Origin of the sequence: Kitasatospora sp. NPDC059827 (assembly GCF_042731675.1) — a bacterium.
Classification (GTDB): Bacteria; Actinomycetota; Actinomycetes; order Streptomycetales; family Streptomycetaceae; genus Kitasatospora.
Genome location: NZ_JBHWIV010000084.1, coordinates 24,167 through 38,653 on the forward strand (window position 1 = coordinate 24,167; position 14,487 = coordinate 38,653).

The 14,487-nt window shown below is 70.6% G+C and carries 15 protein-coding genes; 4 read left to right on the forward strand and 11 right to left on the reverse strand.

What is annotated here, in order from left to right; translation table 11 throughout:
* Positions 1-115: 115 nt before the first annotated feature.
* The 5 genes from ACFV8H_RS34175 to ACFV8H_RS34195 form a co-directional block, all read right to left on the reverse strand.
* Positions 116-1,564: an SCO6880 family protein gene (locus tag ACFV8H_RS34175; protein ID WP_380407676.1), complete on the reverse strand. Its 1,449-nt coding sequence runs from the start codon at positions 1,562-1,564 to the stop codon at positions 116-118.
* A complete protein-coding gene (locus tag ACFV8H_RS34180; RefSeq protein ID WP_380407678.1) occupies positions 1,561-3,027 on the reverse strand; it encodes a hypothetical protein in 1,467 nt (488 codons plus the stop codon). Before ACFV8H_RS34180 ends, ACFV8H_RS34175 begins: the two co-directional genes overlap by 4 nt.
* Entirely contained in the window at positions 3,024-3,635 is a 612-nt protein-coding gene (locus ACFV8H_RS34185) for a hypothetical protein (protein ID WP_380407680.1), read from the reverse strand. Before ACFV8H_RS34185 ends, ACFV8H_RS34180 begins: the two co-directional genes overlap by 4 nt.
* Positions 3,636-3,818: 183 nt before the next feature.
* Entirely contained in the window at positions 3,819-4,088 is a 270-nt protein-coding gene (locus ACFV8H_RS34190; protein WP_380407681.1) for a hypothetical protein, read from the reverse strand.
* A 3-nt stretch (positions 4,089-4,091) separates the two neighbouring features.
* Entirely contained in the window at positions 4,092-4,571 is a 480-nt protein-coding gene (locus tag ACFV8H_RS34195) for a hypothetical protein (RefSeq protein WP_380407683.1), read from the reverse strand.
* A gap of 176 nt (positions 4,572-4,747) precedes the next feature.
* Between ACFV8H_RS34195 and ACFV8H_RS34200 the strand changes: the two genes are divergently transcribed.
* Entirely contained in the window at positions 4,748-5,773 is a 1,026-nt protein-coding gene (locus ACFV8H_RS34200) for an NlpC/P60 family protein (protein WP_380407684.1), read from the forward strand.
* A gap of 136 nt (positions 5,774-5,909) precedes the next feature.
* Here ACFV8H_RS34200 and ACFV8H_RS34205 read toward each other — a convergent pair whose 3' ends face one another.
* Positions 5,910-6,881 (reverse strand): GlxA family transcriptional regulator, encoded by a 972-nt coding sequence (locus tag ACFV8H_RS34205; RefSeq protein WP_380407686.1) that lies wholly within the window; start codon positions 6,879-6,881, stop codon positions 5,910-5,912.
* A 172-nt stretch (positions 6,882-7,053) separates the two neighbouring features.
* Between ACFV8H_RS34205 and ACFV8H_RS34210 the strand changes: the two genes are divergently transcribed.
* Positions 7,054-8,439, forward strand: a complete 1,386-nt coding sequence (locus tag ACFV8H_RS34210; RefSeq protein WP_380407688.1) for an SgcJ/EcaC family oxidoreductase — start codon at positions 7,054-7,056, stop codon at positions 8,437-8,439.
* Between the two features lie 109 nt (positions 8,440-8,548).
* On the opposite strand, the gene ACFV8H_RS34215 is transcribed toward ACFV8H_RS34210, so the two are convergent.
* The 3 genes from ACFV8H_RS34215 to ACFV8H_RS34225 all read right to left on the reverse strand — a co-directional run bounded on the left by ACFV8H_RS34215 (position 8,549) and on the right by ACFV8H_RS34225 (position 11,800).
* Positions 8,549-9,682 carry a hypothetical protein gene (locus ACFV8H_RS34215; RefSeq protein WP_380407690.1) on the reverse strand — a complete coding sequence of 378 codons (1,134 nt, stop codon included), beginning with the start codon at positions 9,680-9,682 and terminating at the stop codon, positions 8,549-8,551.
* Between the two features lie 16 nt (positions 9,683-9,698).
* Positions 9,699-11,327, reverse strand: a complete 1,629-nt coding sequence (locus ACFV8H_RS34220) for a relaxase/mobilization nuclease domain-containing protein (protein WP_380407692.1) — start codon at positions 11,325-11,327, stop codon at positions 9,699-9,701.
* 92 nt (positions 11,328-11,419) lie between these two features.
* Positions 11,420-11,800 carry a hypothetical protein gene (locus ACFV8H_RS34225; protein ID WP_380407694.1) on the reverse strand — a complete coding sequence of 127 codons (381 nt, stop codon included), beginning with the start codon at positions 11,798-11,800 and terminating at the stop codon, positions 11,420-11,422.
* A 208-nt stretch (positions 11,801-12,008) separates the two neighbouring features.
* On the opposite strand from ACFV8H_RS34225, the gene ACFV8H_RS34230 reads away from it, so the two are divergent.
* Positions 12,009-12,338 (forward strand): hypothetical protein, encoded by a 330-nt coding sequence (locus ACFV8H_RS34230; RefSeq protein ID WP_380407696.1) that lies wholly within the window; start codon positions 12,009-12,011, stop codon positions 12,336-12,338.
* Between the two features lie 213 nt (positions 12,339-12,551).
* A complete protein-coding gene (locus ACFV8H_RS34235; protein WP_380407697.1) occupies positions 12,552-12,950 on the forward strand; it encodes a hypothetical protein in 399 nt (132 codons plus the stop codon).
* Between the two features lie 78 nt (positions 12,951-13,028).
* Here ACFV8H_RS34235 and ACFV8H_RS34240 read toward each other — a convergent pair whose 3' ends face one another.
* Both ACFV8H_RS34240 and ACFV8H_RS34245 read right to left on the reverse strand, forming a co-directional pair.
* The gene (locus ACFV8H_RS34240) at positions 13,029-13,796 is read right to left on the reverse strand and encodes a transposase (RefSeq protein ID WP_380407699.1); all 768 of its coding nucleotides are present in this window, start codon (positions 13,794-13,796) and stop codon (positions 13,029-13,031) included.
* 41 nt (positions 13,797-13,837) lie between these two features.
* Positions 13,838-14,272 carry a hypothetical protein gene (locus ACFV8H_RS34245; RefSeq protein WP_380407700.1) on the reverse strand — a complete coding sequence of 145 codons (435 nt, stop codon included), beginning with the start codon at positions 14,270-14,272 and terminating at the stop codon, positions 13,838-13,840.
* Positions 14,273-14,487 lie beyond the last annotated feature (215 nt).

Here is a 14,487-nt window from a genome sequence, read left to right on the forward strand (position 1 = left end):
CGCGGCGCGTGGATCCGGCGTGCGTGTCCCAGGGACCGCGCCCGGCCCGGGGGAGTCTCTTCGTGGGCCCACCGAGGAGTGCGGAGCTGCGCCTTGTCCGGCATCGAGAACTCCTCTACTTCACCAGGGGGTTGTAACCGATGGGCAGTCCGGCTGCGAAGACGGCGGCCTGAGCACCGAACGCCGGTCGCATGCGGATCCCCCGGGTGCCGGCGACCGCGAGCTTGAGTTCCTGTTGGGCAGCGGGAAGCTCGGAGGGCTTGTCGGCGGTGACGGTGACCCACAGGGTCCAGTCGACGACCTGGGCCCCGCCGGCGACCTGACGGGCGGCCTGCTCGGCACGCTGGTAGTCCGCCTTCTGACTCCACCTGGCGCGGCCCTTCACTTCGGCGGTGGCCTGTGCCCGGTGCTCGGCGGCGGAGATCTCCCGCTCCAACAGTGCCTCGCCCTCGTGCGGATCCAGGACCCGGTAGCCCAGGGTGATCCGTCGGCGGAAGCGGCCCGGGGCCAGCAGCGGCAGCAGAGTGCTGTAGGGAATCGGGCGGCGGGGCATCTCCTGGAGCACCCAGCTGGCGGACACCGCGCCGTCGTGTGCATAGGACTCCACCCAGTCGTCGGCCGCGATCGGACCGCAATCGCCCCACTGCAGTTCGTCGAACTGCTCGTCCCGGGCGAGGGCCACGCCGGGGTCGTACGCGGAGCGGACGATCCGGCGCAGGTCGGTCGGGGTGGTCCGGCGGACGATGTCGGTGCCAGTCCCGCTCAGGTCCAGGGTGTCGACCACCCGAAGCGTCTCGCCGACCTGTTCGGCGAGGTCGGTCGGGGGGTTGGCGGTGGCACACGGATCGACGGTGACGCTGAGCCAGGAGGCGACCTGGGCGGTGGCACGCGGAGTGGTGCGCACCAGCTCGTCGATGACGTCCAGCGCCAGGCGAGGGGCGTCGGGTCGCCGTCGGTGCTGGACGTCGTCGGCCAGGGCCTCGCCGGCTCCGGGGGTGATCTGGATGGTGACCGAGGCGCCCTTGATCTGCTCGGCCGTCGACATGGTGTTGAGGACTTCGCCCCACGTTCGCAGCCCGGAGCAGACGGCACTGGTGGGGGCCATGAGGCTTCCCCTGGGCGCGAGCAGCGTTGAGACCGTCATCCGACCCGTGGTGCGGTCGTGGACGACACCGACCTTGCGGCCGCTGGTCGGGTCGTGGGCGGCGATCAGTGACGAGCTCGCCCCTACCCCGGGCAGGTCGAGCACGTAGGGCTGGGGGAGGAGGACCCGCCGGTAGGAGGTGGTCCCCGTGCGGTATCCGCGCTGCCACGCCAACTTGGCCCGGTAGTAGGCCAGCGCGGACATCCCGTGCCGACGGACGGCGGCCAGACCGACGACCGCCCCGGTCAGCGGGAGGGTGACGAGCAGGCTGGCCGGGTGGCGGACGCCGATGAGACCATCCGCGGTCAGGACCGCTGCCGCACCGATCGTTGCTTCCTTCGACAGGTTCCCCATCCCGAAGGAGCGACGGGTGCGCAGGCCGCTCACCATCAACCCGTCGGGTACCTCGTGGGCACTCACAGCTGTCCCTCCGATCCGTTCCCGATCTCACCCGCGCCGCGCTGTACAGCGCTGTTCAGTCCGTCCAGGACCTGGATGGCGAGGCCCGCCCCACCCGCCGCGGTGCCTGCTGCTCCTGCACCCGCTGGGCCCAGGGCAGGCCCCGAACCGCCGGAGCCCGGTGCGCCGTCGGCGCCGGGCGTGCCGTCAAGGGGCGCAGCTGGTGCGGGAATCCGGGCAGCCTGGTTACGAGCTGCCTGGGAGAGCGCATCGCCGCCCGTCGACGACTGCCCGTCGACGCCCGCGTTCGTGGACATCGACTGCTCGACACGGCGGGCGTGTTCGACCGCACTGGTCGCCCCGCTCCCGCCCTCGGCGCCCGGGCCTCCGGATTCGGCTCCCTCGCTGTGCCCTCTGCGGGCGGCGTAAGCCCCGGCGGCCGACAAGGCGGCGACCGCTCCGCCCGAGCCCATGGCGGTGCCGACTTCGTCGGCGACCGGTCCGAAGATCCGCACCAACGCGGCCGGGGCGAGTGCCCCGAGCAGCAGCGTGGTCAGCCCGCGCAGCCATTCGACCACCGAGTCGGCATGGCCGAACTCGGCGAAGCCGGTGCAGATGATGACCGCGACCATCGGCTTGTATGCGATGCCGATGAGGATCGACCTGATCAGCAGCGGAGCCCACTTGCGGGTGGTCTCGCCGCCGACCCGGCCGGCTCCGGCGATCGGGAGGAGCAGGCACTGGATCGGGATGGCGGAGTTCCGCAGGAAGATCAGCACGAGCTGGACGAAGCCGACCGGCACCAGGACCAGCAGGCCGCAGATCACGATGAAGGGGTTGACCACATGGGGAACCAGGACGTCGACGATGTGGCCGGTGGCGGCCCCGGTGTCGCCGAAGGTGTTGTCGACCAGCCCGTCGGTCAGCGTGTCCCCTGCCCTGAGCAGCAGTGCGACGCCCGCGACACCGCCCACGCACAACAGGCAGTTCTGCAGCCACCCGCTCAGGGCCTGGCCGAGGTGACGCATCTGCCCGGTGACGGCCATCCGCCCGATCTGCCACACCAGGCCGACCACTGAGATGATCAGCCCGAGCCACACCAGCATGCCGGCCAAGGTCGCGTGCTCACCGAACAGCCCGGTGTCCTCCAGCCGCAGCGACGGCCCCTGGAGGGCGACCGTCAGTGTGAACTTCACCAGGGCCTTGACGAAGGCGATCCCGGCTTTGAGCAGTTCCCCGATGGTGGAGTTCCAGACGTCGGTCCACTCGGCCTCGATCGTCCGATCGACGGTCTCACCGATGTGCTCGCAGTGGTGGCCGTTGGTGAGGTAGTCGTAGGCCCCGACCACCCCGTACTCACAACCCGCCTGGGCGAGCGAACCGATGATTCCGGGCTTGTCGTCAGCGATCGCGGGCGGGGCGAGTGCGACGAGGCCGCACAGGGTGACGACAGCCAGCAGCGCGGCGACCAGACGGTTCCTCACGAGGCCTGCCTGATCGCGGTCCAACCCTGCGCGTTGAAGGCGGGGTCGCCGGGGGCCGCGATCTCCGGCACCGAGTCCGGAGCCGGGGACGTACCGCCGGTGGGGTCGAGCTTCCAGTCTCCGTCCCGCCACACCACCCCGATGGTGCCCACCGCGTACGACACGGCCTCGGGCCTGGTCTCACCGGCCTTCTGGGCGGTGCGCAGCAGCAAGTGGGCGGTGACGGAGTCGGGTTGGGCCTGGACGAGCTTGAAGCCGACCAGGTGGGTTCGAACCCAGGCGCCGGCCGGCAACGGGCCCGATTCCGGCAGGCCCATCGTGGAGCGGGCGCGTGCGTCCGCCTTCGCTGCGCCCTGGCGGATCCGCTGCTCCCTGGTCGGGGTCCGATCGGAGGCAGCCGTGTAGGTCGTGTAGAAGGTGAGTTGTTCGTCCACCAGGGTCGTGGAGCCCTCGACGTCGAAGCCGGAGGAGGCGACCAGCATGCCGATCGCGCCGTCGGTGCTGTGGGGGAAGCCGACTTCCCGACTGCCGACGGTACGGGTGCCCCGGGGCGCGGCGAGCCATCGCTGCGGTTCGGTCCACGTGGTCGGCAGGCTGTACGTCGACACCGGTAGCGGGGGCGCTGCGACCGCGGTGGCCGGGGGTTCGCTGGGCTGAGCCTTCGACGGCTGAGCATCGCCACCGGACAGGGCCGTGTAACCGGTCAGGCCGACGACGATGGCGAGCAGCGCCCCCGCGCTCCACAGGGCAGAACGTGAGAGGACTCCGTCCCTCCTCCGGGTCCGCACCGGTCAGCCCACGATGCCGTTGAGGATGCTGATCAGCGAGCCGGACAACAGGATCGCCGCGACTCCGGCCCCCATCCACTTGAACGGTTCGCTGCCGCCGCCGTGGCGGCTCTTCTCGGCCGTGGCGAGCTTGAACACACCGAACCCGGTGGCGAAGACGCCGGCGAGGACGAGGAGCCACAAGCCGTAGCCGAACAGGGTCGAGACCATGCCGTCCATGCCGGGGATCTTGGTCGGCTTGGCGGCAGGGATGAGGTCTTCCGCTATGAACATCTGTCACTTCCCTTCGAGCTGGGCGCGAAGCCGGGCAGCCGCGCGCGCCACGACGGCATCGGCCAGGGCGTCCTCCGCTCGCTCGACCGAGCGGAGTACCGGCAGGTACGGCAGGTAGGTGGTTCCGGCGAGGCGTCCGCCGAGCGCGCGGAGACGGTAGCGGCCGGCCGGCGCGGGACGGGCAGGAGCGTCGGCGACCACGACCAGCCAGGGCCTCGGCACCACGCCCGTCGGCCAGCCCTGGACGATCGCCTCGACCGAGGCGATGCCGTAGACGGTGCTCGGGGCGACGAGGACTGGCTGGACGCCGTACGGCACCGGTTCCCCCGGCCCGAGTCCGCAGGCTCGTGTGCCCCGGCCGCCCTCGTCGTCGAGCATCCGGAGCACGACGGCGGAGGCGATGTCGTATCCGTGGACCGGCAGTACTCCGTACAGCGGGACGACGCGCGTGCGCTGAACGGGTACCACCGGATTGGCTGTCATGTCGCAACCTTCCCTGGCTGCTTGCGTTGGCAGATCGAACTCCTTCGGCCACAGAGGGTAGCGTAATCATTCGACTGCATGGCGTAACGGCATCGGCCGTTCGGAAGGCACGCGCAGCCGCCCGTTCGGACCCATCCGTGCACGACTCAAGGGGATTCCGGTGAAGGGGGATTCCGGTGAAGAAGGTGCTGCTCGGATTCGGTGGGCTGCTCGCCCTCTTCCTCGGCGCGATCGGTGCGGCGCTTGCCCTGGTGGCGACGGCGGGGGCTGCCGAAGCGGACCGTGTGGCGGTGGACGGCGTGCCCGAGGCGTATCGCCCCTGGGTGTTCCGGGCCGCCCGCCAGTGCCACGAACCGGGGCTGACCCCGGCCCTGCTCGCGGCCCAGTTGTTCGAGGAGAGCGGCTTCCGGGTCGACGCCCGCAGTCCGGCCGGCGCCGAGGGTCCGGCGCAGTTCATGCCGGGTACCTGGGCGACCTGGGGGCGCGACGACGACCAGAGCGGTTCCGCGTCGCCGTACGACATCGGGGACGCGGTGATGGCACAGGGCCGCCTGATGTGCAGCTTGCTCGTGCAAGCGCGGGCATCGGGCATCGCCGACGACCCCCGGCGCCTGGCGCTCGCCGGCTACAACGCGGGCTGGGCTGCGGTCCAGGGCAGCCGTGGTGTTCCGCCCTACGGCGAGACGCAACGCTATGTAGCCGAAATCATGGGGAACTTGGGCCGCATCGGCGGAGCCGGCCTGCTGTCGGAGATCTCCGGCAGTGGTGTCGGCCCGGCCGCCGCGAGGAAGGCCGCCTCCCAGCTCGGTGTTCCCTACAGCTACGGTGGCGGCAGCCCCGCCGGCCCGAGCCACGGCCACTGCGACGGCGAGGACGGCTTCCGCGGCGGCCAGTGCCTGGCCGACTCCACGCTCGGCTGGGACTGCTCAGCGCTGGTCCAGTACGCCTACTGGCCTGCCCGCCAGCTCCCCCGCACCGCCGCCGAGCAGTACGCTGCCACGGCCGACCACCCCGTCGCCCAGGCCGAACTCCGAACCGGCGACCTGCTCTTCTGGCGCCACGGCAACGGTCACGTCTACCACGTGGCCCTCTACCTCGGCGACGGGGTGATGATCTCCGCGCCGAAGACCGGGGACGTCGTCAAGAGGGCTCCCGTCACCGACATGCCCGCCTCCGACTTCGCGGGTGCCACCAGGCCGTAGAGGGTGTACGACGATTTCCCGCTGCCCGACGTACGCAGCTCCCTGGGGGTGGGAGGCTTTGGTCGAGAGCCGACGGATTCCCGCTGCCCGAGGATGAGCGCAGGGAAGAGACTGCTCCGTACAGCTTGGAAAGCGGTCAATGGCTCTTTGCAGCAGTGGAGTTGAAGGTCTCGCGGTAGGTGCGTGGCGGCACCCCGACGTGTGCCTTGAACAGGGTGCGGAAGTTGGCCGGGGTGCCCAGGCCACAGCGTCGGGCGATGGCTTCGACCGTCAGGTCGGTCGATTCCAGGAGGTCCCGGGCGAGGCCGAGTCTTGCGTCGAGCAGCCAACTCATGGGCGGTCGGCCGGTGTCGGTGTGGAAGCGGCGGATGAGTGTGCGGCGGGACATGCGGGCCTGGCGTGCCAACTGGTCGACGGTGAGCGGCTGGTGGAGGTGGCGCAGGGCCCACTCGTACACCGGCATTGTGGTGCCGGAGGGGTCCGCGGTCACCGGCAGGTCGGCGAACTGGGCCTGACCGCCGGTGCGGTGCGGGGCGGTTACCAGGAGGCGGGCCCGCTGGTTCGCCAGACGGGCGCCGTGGTCGCGGCGGATGAGGTGCAGGGACAGGTCGAGGCCCGCGGCGACGCCGCCCGAAGTCAGTACCTGGCCTTCGTCGACGTACAGCTCGTGCGGCTGCACCGTCACCCGCGGGTACTGGCCGGCGAGTGCCGCGGCGTAGCGCCAGTGCGTGGTGGCCCGGCGGCCGTCGAGCAGGCCGGCGGCGGCCAGGGCGAACGCCCCCGAGCAGATGGACACCATCCGGCTGCCGCGGGCCGCCGCCTGTGCGAGGGCGGCGGTGACCGCGGCGGAGGGCGGGTCGGGCTCCAGGTACCCCGGGACGATCACGGTGTCCGCGGTCTCAAGGGCGTCCAGCCCGTCGATGACGGACAGCGCCGGGCCGCCGTGCATCGGAACCAGGCCCGGCCGTTCCGTGCACACCGTCATCGAGTACGGCCCGTCCGGCCAGCTTCCGAAGACCTGCAACGGGATGCCGATGTCGAGGGCGAGGACGTTCTCGAGCGCCACCACGACCACGTGGTGCTTGCCGTCGGGGGTGTGGGCTCCCATGGCATGATCCTATCCCTGGATGGCACTCGTGCCACTGACTGCCTCGCTCCGTCTGCCCCTACGGTCGGTTCATGACCACGGGAAACGCTCTCCTGCCGTCACCACCGGGTGCGGTGGTTGTGCACGGCCTCGACGGGGACGCCTCCGCGGTGAGCCGACAGGGGTGAGCACCATGAGGATCAAGCTGGATGCGGCCCAGGCCGCGATCGAAAGAGCCCGCGCCCACGCCGTGGCGATCGGCGTCCCGATGAACATCGCCGTCGTCGACGGCGGCGGACACCTGGTCGCGTTCGCCCGAATGGACGGGGCGATCCTCGGTTCGATCGAGATCGCGCTGGCCAAGGCGAAGACGTCGGTGCTGTTCGACGCCCCGAGCGAGAAGCTGTGGGAGTTCTGCGGGCCCGGCGGCCCGGTGCCCGCGACCGAGCACACCAACGGCGGGCTGATCCCCTACGCGGGCGGCCTGCCCCTGTACGACGGCGACGCCACCCTGATCGGAAAGAGAGCTGCCGTGACCACCGACGCACCCCTGCCCGTCTTCGAACGGCTCGGCCTCCCGGACACGGACCTGTCCCGGGACGCCTACGCCTGTGCGCAGCGGGCCACACCCGACTTCGTCCTCTTCCACAGCGTCCGCAGCTACGTCTTCGCCCGCGCCCACGCCCGGCACCAGGGCCTGCGCGCAGGAACCGACTACGACGACGAACTGCTGTTCCTCAGCTGCGTCCTGCACGACATCGGGCTGAGCGAGGAGGGCAACGGCGACCAGCGCTTCGAGGTCGACGGTGCCGACACCGCGGCGGCGTTCCTCCGCGAACGCGGCGTCGAGGAACGGCGCATCGCCATCGCCTGGGACGCCATCGCCCTGCACACCTCGGAGGGCATCGCCGGGCGCAAGGGCCCAGAGGTGCGGCTGGCGCAGGAGGGCATCGGCACCGACATCCTCGGAGTCCGACGCGAGAGCCTTCCGGCCGGCCTCGCCGACGAGGTGCACGCCGTGCTCCCGCGCATGGACCTGGCCTACGCGCTGAGCGACGCGATCGTCGCCCAGGCCACCGCCAAGCCGCAGAAGGCGACTCCGCTGACCTTCCCGGGAGCAGTGCTGCGCCACCATCTGCCGTACGGCGCTGAGCCCACCTGGTACGACCTGATCGCCATGGCGGGTTGGGGCGACCGTCCCGTCGGCGCCGTCGCCCGGCGCCGTGCCCGGACGCCCGAGCAAGTCGGGGCCATGTTCACGGAGTACCTGGCGGCGGGTGACATCGAGGGCCTGCTCTCGCTGTACGAGCCGCACGCCCACTTCGTCCCCACCCCCGGAACCCACCTGGTGGGCACCGAGGCCATCCGGAAGGCCCTGCGACAACTGATCGACAGCGGCGCCCGACTCGAGCTCGAACCGCGCGAGATCCGGCAGGTGGACGACATCGCCCTGGTGTCGAACACCGCCACGCTCACGGGCGCCGGCCCCGAACCGGTGATCTCCACGACCACGGAGATCCTCCGGCGCCAGCCGGACGGCGGCTGGGTCCACATCGTGGACGACCCGTTCTTCACCTGACCGCCTACGCCCCGCACCAGCCGCCCGCCGGTGGTCCAGGCCTCCTGACCGTCGGGCAGAGAAGCGCGTCGACCGGAACGCCTCCCAGCTGGGCATACCGGGCCTGGGCTCACCTGGACCGTCCGGTACCGGGGCGAGGGACCGGAGCGCGGCGCGGAGCGGTGCCGGGGCCGGTGAGTGCTGTGCCACGCGTTCGTGACGGAGGCCCGGCGGCCGCTGACGAGGCCCTTGCCGCGCTGGTCACGACTGGGCCCGATGCGAGGTCGTCGTGCGTCGGGCGGTGCAAGGCCGCGACGGTGGCGTGGATCAGGCGGGCGGTGAGCTGGGAGACGGGGCCGGCCTCCCAGCCGCGGTCGCGCATCAGCCGGACGAGGTGGTCCGGGACGGACCGGCCGTCGTCCTGCATACGTGCCATCCGGGCGGCCAGCAGGGGCCACTGACGGGAGCCCACCAGCAGCCCCGCCTCGCGTTCACGGCCGGGCATCGCCTCGTGGACCCAGCGGACGAAGCGGCCGTTCTCCGCCTGGCTCACCCCCAGCTGCGCCAGCGCCCTACGGCGATTTCCGAGGTCGAGGTCCTTCGGCAGGTCCAGGCCCACCGTCAGCGGACCGTAGGAGAGCACGGCGTCCCGGCTCGGAGCAGCGGCCGATCGCTGAGGGGCGTTGAGCGTCCGGCCGACCGCTCGGTCGACTCCCAGCCCCTCGGCGTAGGCCGCGGCCAGGACCCGTCGGACGTCGATGCCGTGGTCGTGGAGTTCCTGCATGGTCGCGGCGATCTCCGGCCAGATGGGGGAGGAGAGGATGGCCTCGCGCACCGGGCCCGCCGGAACGGTCGCACGCAGCACCCGCGCCCACTCCTGCGTCCGCCCCGCTGCGACCCGCGCCGAGTCGGCGGCGACCGCGTCTCGGACCGCGACGGCGATGTCCCCGACCTGCGGGAGGAAGTGATCGAGGTCGACACCGGCCTGCCGCAACGCGACCAACTGCTGCGCCATGGCGGGCCAGTCCGGACCGGACATCAGGGCCCACGCGACGTCCGGGACGAGCCTGGCCTTCACGTCCCCGGCCGCCTCGGGGAGGGCCTGGTCCACCGGCGGCAGCTGGCGTTCCCCGCCCGTCCTTCGCTGCGCCGCACGGCGGACCGCGTCCGCGACGGCGAGCACCAGCCGTACCGCCATCGTGGATGCCTGCACCGCTTCTCCGACGGCCTCGGCGAATGGCTCGCCCGGGTAGGGCATGGTCATCGGGGTCTCCTGTCTGTCAGCGGCTCCGGGTGGGGCCGTCGGCTCCACGGCCGGGGGAGTGTCCTGCTCCGACGGTCGAACCTGGGATCGCCCGCGGAGGGTGCGCTGGCGCGGCGTCGGCCTGCGGAGCAGCAGCTGCTGCTCCTGCGTCCAACGGAACGCTGTGAGCGGCGGCCCAGCCGTCCAGCCTCCAGACGAGGACCTGGGCGACGGACTCGGCTGACCTGAGCTCACGTCGGGCGGCCACCGCGGCGAGGACCGAGACGGGGCTGACGCCGTGCCGCCCCAACGCGGACAGCCGCTCGCGCAGGGCGGGCCAGGCTGGGTCCAGGAGTACGGCCGGCGCATGAGCGGGAACGGCCCGAGCCACGACCTCGGCCAGTGGCGACGGTCCCGTCCCACTCGTACGCGGCCGGGTTCCCGCACCGACCGACGATGCCCCGGTGACGAGTTCCACCGCCTCCCGTAGCGGTCGGCCCGTTCGGGCCGCGGCTTCGGCCTGGAGGCGGTAGCCCTGCTCCTCGTGCCACAGCTGCGCCGCCTTGACGGCTGTGGCCAGGGCGAGGAGGAAGCTCAGGAAGGCGACGGTGTCGTTACGGCCTGACGACTCTGCCGCGGACACGAGGATCCGGACCGAGGAACGCAGCAGCAGCCGCGCCTCCCCGTCGAGGTCGCGGTGGCCCGGTGCCCGTGCAGCCCGTTCGAATTCGGCTGCGGAAGCGCGCAGAGCCGGCCCGGTGAGGGACGGCGCGTTCTCGGCCACCACGACGAGGAGGTCGCCGAGGGCGGCGACGTCACCGGCACCCTGCCGTGGCCCGTCGGCGCCGAGTCGCCCGGAGACCACGTCGAGGTTGAGTTCGAGCGTCTGCCAGAGCATGTCGGGCGGGATTTCGGGCGCCGGGATCGGGACCTGCCAGCGTTCCCGGACACGGGGGAGCGACAGGTCGTAGGCCAGGCTCGAGCCCGCGAACCACACCGCGCGATCGCCCCGGTCCCGGTCGCCCGGGAGCGCGACCGCGTAGCCGGTGAACGCGTTGTCCTGCGCGCCGACGCGCTGGGTCACCCGCACTCCGGAAGAGCGGAGGCGTGCGAAGAAGTCGTCCTCGCCCGCGGCGGAGGCCGCTGCCGTACGGACGGTTCGTTCGAGTTGGTCGCGTGCGCTCTCCGGCAGGTGGCGGCGGGAGGCTTTTCGCGTCTCGCCCGTCGTGGGCCAGCGCTTCGCGGTTCGGTCCCCCGACGTCAGCGGACGCAGATTCCATCGGGTCTTGAGCTGTCGGGCGAGCCGCTGCATCCGGACGATGTCCTGCCGCAGATTCGGTTGGATCCCGTCCTGCCGGGCCTTCGTCGCGACGATGTGGATGTGGTCGTCCGCGTGCCGGACCGCGACCCAGCGGCAACCCCACGGGTCACCGTGCGGGGCGATGCCGACGGCGTTCATCATCGCCGCCGCGGCCTCGGCCCACTGCCCGTCCGTCAGGAGCGGATCCTCGGGAGCCGTGCGCACGGCGACGTGGTACACGTGCTCGGCGGGGACGTTGCCCGGGAGGGCGTGCACCGGGGCGTCCAGCAGGAGCCCCAGGTCCCCCACCGTCGTGTTCGCCGACCGCGCGGGGTCGGGCACCCGCGGTGCCCACGCGGCGACCATCCGAGGGTCCTCGTGCTCGTCCCGCTTTCCGGGACCGTAGAGGTAGAACAGAAGCCCCGCGGTGTCGTTCCCACCCTTCGCCCTTTTCGGAATCACCAGCGCGACGCTCGCTCCCGCATCACCTGGAGCGTCGCGCGGTCGACCCGCCGTACGGCCTCCTCGACGAGGGGCACAATGGGGTGAGTGGCGTTGTCGTCGCTCAGCCCGATCGACGCGCAGAGCCGCACCAACTCACCACGCGACCGGATCAGCTCGGCCAGCACATCCCGGGCGTCCGCCGACACCGGCACGAGCTGATCCTTGGCGACTGCCAGTGCCTTGCGGGCCGCCCACGCGGACACGGCCATGCCATCGCGCTTCGCGGCCTCCCGTACGATGGTCAGCTCGACATCGTCGTAGGCGAGATTCACCCGGTTCGACCGGGGTGACTGGGTCTGCCGCTCCCGGCGCCGTCCACCCTGCGTGGCACTCACCTTCGCTGCTCCTCGGCTCTGTGAGGACGTTTTTCTCACGGATCCGGAGCGACCCCGTCCCTCGCCGGACTCCCGCTTCGCCACTCTGGTTCGTTGTCGAATTACCTGCTCGTAGATACGCCGGGGTGATGGTCGCGAATCACCGATACGGGTGACACCTGCGAGCGGGTTCGAGACCGTCGGGGACGGCGGTTCTACGATCCCCGGCATGACGAGAGATGACGAATTCCTTCGGCGGATGCGTGAGATCCAGGAGGGGCGCGAGAAGGCGATCGTGCCGCTCGCCGGCCTCATGGCGCAGCGCAAGCGCTTGCGCGACCAGCTGGCCGAGACCGAGGTGCCGTACGGCCAGGCGTTCGCGGCCGCGGAGGCTGCGGGCTGGAGTGCGGAGGAGCTTTCGCGGCTGGGCGCGGAGGCGCCCGTGCGCCGCCCGAAGGGGAGGCCTCGGAAAAGCGGTGCAGGTATCAAGACCGCCATCCCGGGACCGTTGTCCGGCAGCGCGGACGACTCGGCCACGACGGACGTTCCTGCCAGCTGAGGCTGTACCCGCCTGGCAGGCGGGTACAGCGAGTTAGTGTTCGTTGTTCCATTGGCGGAGAGCCGATCGGATCGGGGCTTACTGATGGTTTCAGGGCGAGTTGAACTGCGCTCCTGTTGCGTCGCCGTTCGCCAGGTCAGTAGCGGAACCGTGCCTCAGACCGCGTTTGAGATCTCAGTCGATCGTGCAGTCTTCGTGCTCTACCCTCTGCGGGTGATCGATGAGACGTTCCCTTTCGTCGGTGAGTTCAGGGAGCTTGGGCACGGCAGGCCGGACGGACCATCGCTTCGGTCCGCCGTTCGCGCCCAGGAACCGACGCATGCTCGCGAGTTGGTCGAGTACCTGCGCGCCGGTGCGGTCCTGGCCGCCACGACCACGCTCGTGCACGACGTTCTGAGCCCCGACAATGCCGTGATCGGCGGGTTGCACCTGCTGACGGACGGACACTGGCTCTGGTACTCGGACCTGGCCCACTATGTCGAGCGCCATCATGTCGCGCTCGACCCGCGGTTCATCGCGCACGCCCGGAGCAACAACTGGACTGCTCCGCTTGTCAGTGAGGCTGACCTGCTCGCGATGGAGGCCAAGCTTCTCGGGGACGCCGCGGACTGAAGGGTCCGCTGCTAAGGGTTGTCCCGCAATTGATCTCCGGCGCGCTGGAGCGAACGGCGTGCCGGGGTGACCGCTCGGCTATGCGGCCTGGCTGAGGTTGTGCAGGCGGGCGATGCCGAGCATGGCGTGGTGGACGCCGTCGCCCTTGAGCCGACAGTCGCGGAGGATCTTCCACGTCTTCATGCGGGCGAAGACGTGCTCGACGCGTGCTCGGACCTGCTTGTGGGAGCAGTTGTGCTCCTTCTTCCATTCGCACAGCTCGCCGCCGGCTGGACGGCGGTGCGGGATGACGAGACCGGTTCCGGGATAGCCGCCATCGGCGATCGTGGTCGTCCGGCCGACGATGGCCGCTGCCCCGGACTCGACCCAGGCCTTGCAGTCGTTGCGGTTGCCGGGGACGGGGTGTCCGATGGCGACGACCAGTCGTGTGTCGGCGTCGATGACGACCTGGTGGTTGGTGGAGTATCGGTAGTTCTTCGACTTCTCGGCGATGCTGTGGTCGCGGGTGGGGACCAGGGTGCCGTCCACGATGAGCACGGCGTCCTTGTGGAACCGCTGCCGTTGCTTGAGTGCCAGCAGCGGCCCGAGGTGGTCGACGACGCGGTCTGCCGCGGACTTCGAGATCCCGAACAACGGAGCGAGCTGTCGTAGTGTCAGGTTCGTGCGCCAGTAGGCCGCGACGAGGAGCGCACGGTCCTCCAGTGGCAACGACCAGGGGCGCCCGGGCCGTACATCGTCGGCACCTTCCCGGCGCAGCATCGTGATCAGCTTGCGGAACGCGCGCGGGCTCAGCCCCGTGAATGGGCCTATCCAGGACGGCTCCGAGGCCATGATCACACGAGACACGCCAAGATCATCCCACCGGCGCATCGGCGAAGATGTGCGGTTCAGGGGCCTGGGATGAAGTCGGGCTCGATCCCGAGCGCGGTCACCTTGCCCCTCACCGCTTCAACGAACGCAACAAGGTCCGGCACGAGGCTCACCCAGGCTGCAGGAGAGCTCCAAGTGTCTGGCGCGAAGACAGAGCCAACCCGCCAGACCTCATCGGTCGCCATGATCTGGACCGCGCCGGGCACCTCATAGCTCATCGAGTCGAACGTGAAGTTCCCCCGCTCACCGTCCGGAAGGCGGAGCCAGAGCGAGAGGGCACGGGCCAGTTCGGCCACCGGGAACTTGTCCTCGCTCCACACCGTGAGGCTGGCGTCGCTGATGACCAAGTCCGCCTCGATGTCCACGAGCAACACCTCAACGGGGGCGGAGCCCGCGGTGAGTCCTCGACGGGCCAGATCCGGCGCACCGAAGTTCCAGCAGGCGAACTCCACTGCTTGATCACCTCGTACAGGGTCCGAGTCCGTCACGTGGACAGAGCATATCAATCTGGACAACCCTAGCCGCTGCGTCCGGCACAGCAGGGAAGTGCCACGCATTGCGGGACAGCCCTTACTGATCGTTTCAGAATGAGTTGAGCTGTACCCTTGTACTCGACGATCTTGGTCGGCAGGCTGTCCGGGTGAGTGTCGATCTTGTTCCGGATGAC

Coding starts and splice junctions, on each gene's coding strand:
- ACFV8H_RS34190 (WP_380407681.1), bottom strand. CDS start 4,088: ATGTTCATAGCGGAAGACCTCATCCCTGCCGCCAAGCCGACCAAGATC.
- ACFV8H_RS34195 (WP_380407683.1), bottom strand. CDS start 4,571: ATGACAGCCAATCCGGTGGTACCCGTTCAGCGCACGCGCGTCGTCCCG.
- ACFV8H_RS34205 (WP_380407686.1), bottom strand. CDS start 6,881: ATGGGAGCCCACACCCCCGACGGCAAGCACCACGTGGTCGTGGTGGCG.
- ACFV8H_RS34210 (WP_380407688.1), top strand. CDS start 7,054: ATGAGGATCAAGCTGGATGCGGCCCAGGCCGCGATCGAAAGAGCCCGC.
- ACFV8H_RS34215 (WP_380407690.1), bottom strand. CDS start 9,682: ATGACCATGCCCTACCCGGGCGAGCCATTCGCCGAGGCCGTCGGAGAA.
- ACFV8H_RS34220 (WP_380407692.1), bottom strand. CDS start 11,327: ATGGTCGCCGCGTGGGCACCGCGGGTGCCCGACCCCGCGCGGTCGGCG.
- ACFV8H_RS34230 (WP_380407696.1), top strand. CDS start 12,009: ATGACGAGAGATGACGAATTCCTTCGGCGGATGCGTGAGATCCAGGAG.